6 protein-coding genes are annotated in these 6529 nt (G+C 55.3%); all 6 read right to left on the minus strand.

Annotated features, from left to right (window positions below; all coding sequences use genetic code 11):
* Window positions 1-93: 93 nt before the first annotated feature.
* The 6 genes from QZ305_RS03890 to QZ305_RS03915 all read right to left on the minus strand — a co-directional run bounded on the left by QZ305_RS03890 (window position 94) and on the right by QZ305_RS03915 (window position 6488).
* A complete protein-coding gene (locus tag QZ305_RS03890; protein ID WP_294730231.1) occupies window positions 94-1515 on the minus strand; it encodes a glycoside hydrolase family 1 protein in 1422 nt (473 codons plus the stop codon).
* A 98-nt stretch (window positions 1516-1613) separates the two neighbouring features.
* On the minus strand, window positions 1614-2969 hold the full coding sequence (gene celB / locus QZ305_RS03895; protein WP_294730232.1) for a PTS cellobiose transporter subunit IIC: 1356 nt from the start codon (window positions 2967-2969) through the stop codon (window positions 1614-1616).
* Between the two features lie 209 nt (window positions 2970-3178).
* Window positions 3179-3706, minus strand: coding sequence for a hypothetical protein (locus tag QZ305_RS03900; protein WP_294730234.1), 528 nt, complete (start codon window positions 3704-3706; stop codon window positions 3179-3181).
* 43 nt (window positions 3707-3749) lie between these two features.
* Entirely contained in the window at window positions 3750-4100 is a 351-nt protein-coding gene (locus tag QZ305_RS03905; RefSeq protein ID WP_294730236.1) for a PTS cellobiose transporter subunit IIA, read from the minus strand.
* A gap of 43 nt (window positions 4101-4143) precedes the next feature.
* Entirely contained in the window at window positions 4144-6144 is a 2001-nt protein-coding gene (locus QZ305_RS03910) for a BglG family transcription antiterminator (RefSeq protein WP_294730237.1), read from the minus strand.
* A 17-nt stretch (window positions 6145-6161) separates the two neighbouring features.
* On the minus strand, window positions 6162-6488 hold the full coding sequence (locus QZ305_RS03915) for a PTS cellobiose transporter subunit IIB (protein WP_294730238.1): 327 nt from the start codon (window positions 6486-6488) through the stop codon (window positions 6162-6164).
* Window positions 6489-6529 lie beyond the last annotated feature (41 nt).

Below are 6529 nucleotides of genomic sequence, written 5' to 3' on the forward strand. Positions count from 1 at the left end.
AGAAAGACGGCAGCAAAGATGACATCTTTCTCCCTGCTGCCGTCAGTTGTGTTTGATATGCCGCGGAAGCCCCGGCTGCCGCAGCAGCCTGAATCAGTCAGCCAGATCCTCGCCGTTGGACTCGATGACTTTCTTGTACCACCGGCCGGAATCCTTGATCTGCCGCTTCATGGTGCCCAGATCAAAATCTTCCCGGTCCACATAAATGAAGCCATAGCGCTTTCTCATGCCTTCATGGGTGGAGATCAGGTCAATGGCACTCCAGGGGTTGTAGCCCAGCATCTCGGCGCCGTCCGTGATCGCTTCATGGATCTGCTCAATGTGCCGGCGCAGATATTCGATGCGGTAGGGATCGTGGATCTTCCCGTCTTCGCCCACTTTGTCGTAGGCACCCAGTCCGTTCTCGGTCACGAGCATGGGCAGGTCGTAGCGGGAATCCATTTCCCGGATCGTGGCACGGAAGCCCACCGGATCGATCTCCCAGCCGAATTCCGTCTGCTGCAGGTTCGGGTTCCGGTACGCTTTGTACAGACCGGCCACGCCGCCGCCATTCTGCTGATCGCCGCCAAAGGGACTCTCTTCCACAGTGCCGTCGTCCGCTTCCACGGTGCCTGTGTTGTAGTAGTTGAAGCCGATGAAATCAGGGTGACCGTTCTTCAGCGCTTCCTCATCCCCAGGCGCAAAAGTTGGACAGGCATCGTTCTGTTTCAGCCAGGACCAGACAATGGAGTTGTAGCGGCCGTATACCGCAGCATCCAGATACAGCCAGTTGCGCACGGCGTTGAAGTTCTGTGCCGCAATGACATCCTCCGGCTTGCATGTGGCAGGGTATACCAGGGAAATGTTGGGGGCCGGTCCGATCTTGGCGCCGGGCAGCATTTCGTGACAGAGAACCATGGCCTTGCTCTGCGCCACGAGCATGTGGTGGTTCTGCTGGTAGATCTCCTTCAGAACGTTTTCGGTGCCTTCCGGAATCGTCAGTGTACCGATCACCGGTCCCACCAGCGTCAGCATGTTCTGTTCGTTGATCGTCAGCCAGTACTTCACCCGGTCTCCGAAGTTTTCAAACAGCACCATGGCGTAGTTCACGAACCATTCCACAGACTCGGGGTTGCTCCAGGATCCCCGGGCATCCAGAGCTGCCGGCATGTCAAAGTGGAACATGGTCACAATGGGCTCAATGCCGTATTTCAGGCACTCGTTGATGACATTGTTGTAGAACTCGATGCCCTTCGGGTTGATTTCGCCCGTTCCCTCAGGCAGGATGCGGGTCCAGGCAATGGAGAACCGGTAGGACTTGAAGCCCATTTCCGCCATCAGGGCGATGTCTTCCTTGTAGTGGTGATAGTGGTCGGCGCAGACAGTCAGATCAGAGGTGCCCTCCGGCACTTCCTTCACATCCTGACAGGACGGGCCCTTGCCGTCTGCCAGATTGGCACCCTCCACCTGATAGGCGGATGTGGATGCTCCCCAGAAGAAATTTTCGGGAAACGGGGCGAGTTTGCGTTCTTTCATGCTGTTTTTCCTCCTTTGATTCCAAAAAGAAAAGCGGCAGGTTTTCTCAGGCATTCAGCCTGGCGAATGCCTGCCGCATGGTCAGTTCGCGAAGACGGTTACTGTCCTTCCGCTTCCGCCATTTCCTTTTCCTGCTGAACAAGCTTCTTGTCATAGGCTTTCAGGAATGGCCAGTAAATCAGGAAGGCAAGAACCACCGTGATCAGGGCCAGAAGGCCGCCCATCAGGTTGGCAGTACCGATGAAGCCGCCCAGCAGAGCCGGTGTCGGCCAGGAAACGTTGGCAATGATCGGCGGGAACAGGCCGGAGCTGATGGCAAAGTATGCCACAACCGATGCCAGCGACGGAGCCAGAATGAAGGGGATGATCAGGTTCGGGTTATAGATGATGGGTACGCCGAATACCAGCGGTTCGTTGATGTTGAAGATCGCCGGACCAATGGAAGCCTTGCCCAGAACAGACAGCTGCTCGGATTTCGCACAGAAGCACATCCAGATACACATGCCCAGTGTCGCACCGGAACCGCCGCAGACTACATACATGTTCTGGAATTCACCGGCAAATGTGGTGTACTCGCCGGCAGCGCCCTGCATGATCTTCATGTTGGTATCCAGGTTGGCCAGTGTGAATGTCTGATAGAAGGCAGACAGGATGTTGGCACCGTGAATGCCCACGGACCACAGAGCGGAAATCAGGAAGTTGATGATGAATACGCCGTACCAGCTGTCCGCGATGTTGGCAACAAAGCCGAAGGGGATGGATACGATGGAGAACAGGTCATAACCCAGGGCAATCAGAATGCCATTCAGGATCAGAACCACGAAGGCGATGACAAAGCAGGGGATCAGGGCTGTGAAGGAACGGGATACACCTGTGGGCACAACGTCCGGCAGCTTGATCGTCCAGTTGCGTCTGACGCATTCCTTGTACAGGACAACTGCCAGCGTGGCCATCAGAATGCCGACAAAGATACCGGAGGAACCCAGACGGCTGGCGAAATCGCCGTAGAGCACACCGTTGATGTAGTTTTCGCCTTCCTTGAGGGTGAAGACACCACCATCGGCGATGGTCAGTTCCGCCATGGTCATCAGGAATGCCATCATGCCCAGCAGCGCGCCGTTGAGGGGTGTCAGGTTCAGCTTGTATTCCTGCGCCTTGATCTGTGTCAGTTCAAAGCCCATGACAATGTTGAAGTACAGAGCCAGCACGCCCATGGTGAACCGGTTGGCCAGCATGTACAGCGCGTTGATCTTGTCGAAGGATGCCGCCCAGATGCCCTCCAGGAAGGGGAACGCCTGGGGCAGGATTCCCAGAATCAGGAATGCGGATCCGACGATGGTGAAGGGAATGGTTGCCATACCGGCTGCCATGATGGCTCTGACGAACTGTTTCTGTGACAGAACGCCCATCGGGCCCATCAGATATTTGTCAAGAAAATCAAAGACCTTGCTCATAATTACTCTCTACTCTTGTTTTCCTAATTTGGCAGAATATATGCTTTGGCGGCAAATGAAACCGGATTTCCAGTCCGGAAAGAGTCCGGAATTCTTCAGTGAAGGCAAATGTATGCCCCTTTGCCGTCATGGGTGCATAATGTTGATTGAACAGCTGTGCCGATCATTGTCAGTGGCAGGCGCAGACTGTTGCTCCGGCTGCAGGTCTTTCAGATCTGCAGCCTGTATTTTTCTTCAAAGAAGCGGATCCTGGCCAGCTGCTTGTCCCGGCCTGCCTGAATGCGGTCCAGCCGTCTCAGGCACAGGATGCAAAGGACTGCCCCGAAAGCCAGAATGACACTCGCGATGATTTTCGCTGCCAGCACATCCGCGAAAAACGGAAACACGCTGGCCATAGGCGCTGCCCACACCAGGAAGCAGAATCCGCAGTTGATCACCAGCTGCAGCACATTGTACCGTCGGGTCCAGCGGACAGCAGGTTCGGTATGTCCGTACATCTTTCCCATTTCCCACATGGGACCAATGGAAAGCACCAGCATGATCCCGGCTGCGATGCCGGTGAACGCGGGCCAGCAAAGATACGCCAGAAAGAAATTGGCGAAGACCATCACTGCCAGAATGTAGCGCACCATGAGAAACCTGTTGAAATACATGGTTTTCAGGCTGGAGATTTTCTTGTTTGTATCCAGCTGTGCTTTGGACAGCCTGTTCTTTGACTTGTTCTTCTGTCGGGACATTTCCTGGTTCCTTTCCTGCCTGGGGCTTGTGGAGAACTGCTTCTCAGTCTTCCAGCGGCAGCACGCCGCTCTTTTCCAGACCCTTGTAAAGCACCTTCATTTCCTCGGCAACTTCCTTCAGAGTCATGGTCGTCATCAGATGATCCTGTGCGTGGACCATGATGATCTGGATTTCAATTTCCGTTCCGTTGGCGAACGCATGCAGCAGATCGGTCTGGGATTTGTGTGCCTGGACCAGCTGTTCGTCCGCTTCATTCAGTTTTTCATCCGCAAGCTGGAACTCACCTTTTCTCATCGCCTCCATGGCTTCGTGCACCAGGGCACGTGCCATGCCTGAATAGGAGATGATGGTGAAAGCCACCAGCTGCGATTCCTGTACATCCATTTTCGGCATAGAGTCTCTTCCTTGTTCAGTTTCCCTTTCTGAATCGCATAGGTCAGGCCGCTTCAATCAGTGAACTGAAGGTGCGGCCGAAGGCATCGAATGTCCCTGACTGCAGAATCTTCTCCTGCAGCACTGGTTCATCCATCAAAGTGACAATGGCGCCTGTCACTCTGGGCAGATTTCTGTTCTCCACATAGGAGGGAGACATCAGAAACACAAAGCGCACTGCCGGATGGATCTCGTTCCAGTACATGCCGCCGGGAATGAGAGCCACAGCCAGCCGGGCGACCCGGGACAGCGGAACCGCCGGATGGGGTACTGCAATCTCATCGCTGAACACCACCGAGCCCATCTGTGCCCGGAGCTTGATCTGCTCCCGCAGATGGTCGGCGAAACTGTCCTTTTCATAGCTGGCCAGCGTCTCCACCAGATCATTCATCACCTGGTCCCTGTCCGGATGACCCGGATAGATCCGGAAATCCTCTTCCGAGAAGTAGCAGTCAAAGATCTCCTGCTGATTCCGGGAAACGGCACGGCTGCGGTTTTTTTCCTTCCTGTCCGTTTCATGACCGGCATGGGCCTGATCGATGAAATGCTGGATGTTCTGCACATCCTCCTCCGACAGAAACACCGAAACATGGATGAACGGGACCCCGAAGATCACCGGTCCGATGTTCACGCTGGAAATGATCAGATCAATTCCCTGCAGAATGTCATCCGACATTTCGTAATACCCGGTTTCCGTGACTATGTGCAGACTGTCGGAGAAATGCTTCATCAGCCTCGACTTCAGAAGCTGACTGGATCCGTAACCGGTGGCGCACACCACCAGGACCTGCAGCTTTTTCTTCTCCTTCTGCCGTTCCAGTGCCGCCATGACATGCAGCGCCAGATACGCCCATTCATCATCGTCGATGTCATACCGCCGCAGACTGGGCATGGCGCCGAAGTACTTGCGGATGATCTTCATCAGTTCCGGCTCATCCCGGACAATGGCTTCGGTCAGGGGATTTTTCTGGGGCAGTCCCCGCTGCAGACGGACCGTCATGGGCCGCAGGTGTTCCAGCAGACTGGAAATCAGCTGCTGGTCGCCATCCAGCTGCATGACATCATCTTCCGCAAGCTGCCGCAGCACCGTGATGGCTTCCTGTTCCAGATCCTGGGGCTGGCTGCCGGTGGAGTAATCCTTCCAGGTTCCTTTCCCGGCCAGGTGGAGCGCCAGATAGGAGATTTCCTCCGGCGGAAATTCCCCGTCGATCATTCCGGACAGGCGCCGGAAGATGGCCCGGGCAGCCTGGTATTCCAGAGACTCTTCAAATCCCGGTGTCATGATCGCCGCTTCGGGTTTCAGTCCGGCCTGCATCCGCTTGACCGACAGCGCCAGATGGAGCAGCGCGTTCTGCACAGTGACATCCGACAGACGGATGCCGAACTGTCTTGATTCATCCAGAATCAGCCGCAGCATCTGTTCTGTGGGAATGTCGTCAAAATAACCGGAGTGATCCATATACTCCTGAATCGAACTGAAGGAGGAGGACCGGAAGAAGTAGTCCATGATCAGGGCCCGCTTGCTGGTTTCCTCTCCGGCAATGGATGCCCCTTCCCTGTCCGTTTCCAGGGACAGGCTGTATTCCTCCAGCAGCCCCCGCAGCTGTGTCATCTCCTTTTTCAGGGTTCCGGTGCTCACATACAGCAGGGCAGCAGTGTCCTCCAGATCCAGTTTTTCTCCGTCCAGCAGCATCCGCTGCATCAGATAGCGGCGTCGTTCCTGAGAACTGTCCGGCACATCCGGCTGTCTGTGCACGGTTTCCGTCCCGGGTGTACCTGCCAGTACAGCAAACTGCACCGGGCGCTTCAGCACAAGACGGTAGCCGTTTCCCTGTCTGGCCAGGATTTCCCCGCCGTTTTGCGAGACTTCGGATTCCAACCGGCGGATGTAGGTTCGCACAGTCCGCTCGGATATGTGAAGAACCTCAGCCAGCTCTCTTGCAGTCAGATACCGGTTCTGGTTCTGATACAGCTGCGAGAGAAGCTCTTTCTCTTTTGGCTTCATACGCCGGGGGTCGCAGGTCAGATTTCCTTAACGACCAGATCGTGCATCTTGGCGATGCCCATGGGAACGGGAATGTAAGCCTGCGGGGGGATGGGGATGACCTTGGATCCCACTTCGTCGCCGATCTTCTGGAAGTTTTTCAGATACATCTTGGTCTGCGGGCTGATGAGGAACAGATCGAAGGCTTTGTCCTTGATCAGCTGTTCGCCTTCAATGACGCCCACTGCCGTTACTTCCACATCGTGTCCCTTGGACTGCAGGGATTCGGTGGTTTTTTTGGCGATCATGGAGCTGGACATGCCGCCAACGCAGATAATCAGAGCTTTTTTCAGTGTACCGGGCATGGTGCACTTCTAGCTGGTGAAAGTCCAGCCACGATTATCTG

It is taken from the genome of uncultured Faecalibaculum sp. (genome assembly GCF_910588395.1).
GTDB lineage: Bacteria > Bacillota_I > Bacilli_A > Erysipelotrichales > Erysipelotrichaceae > Faecalibaculum.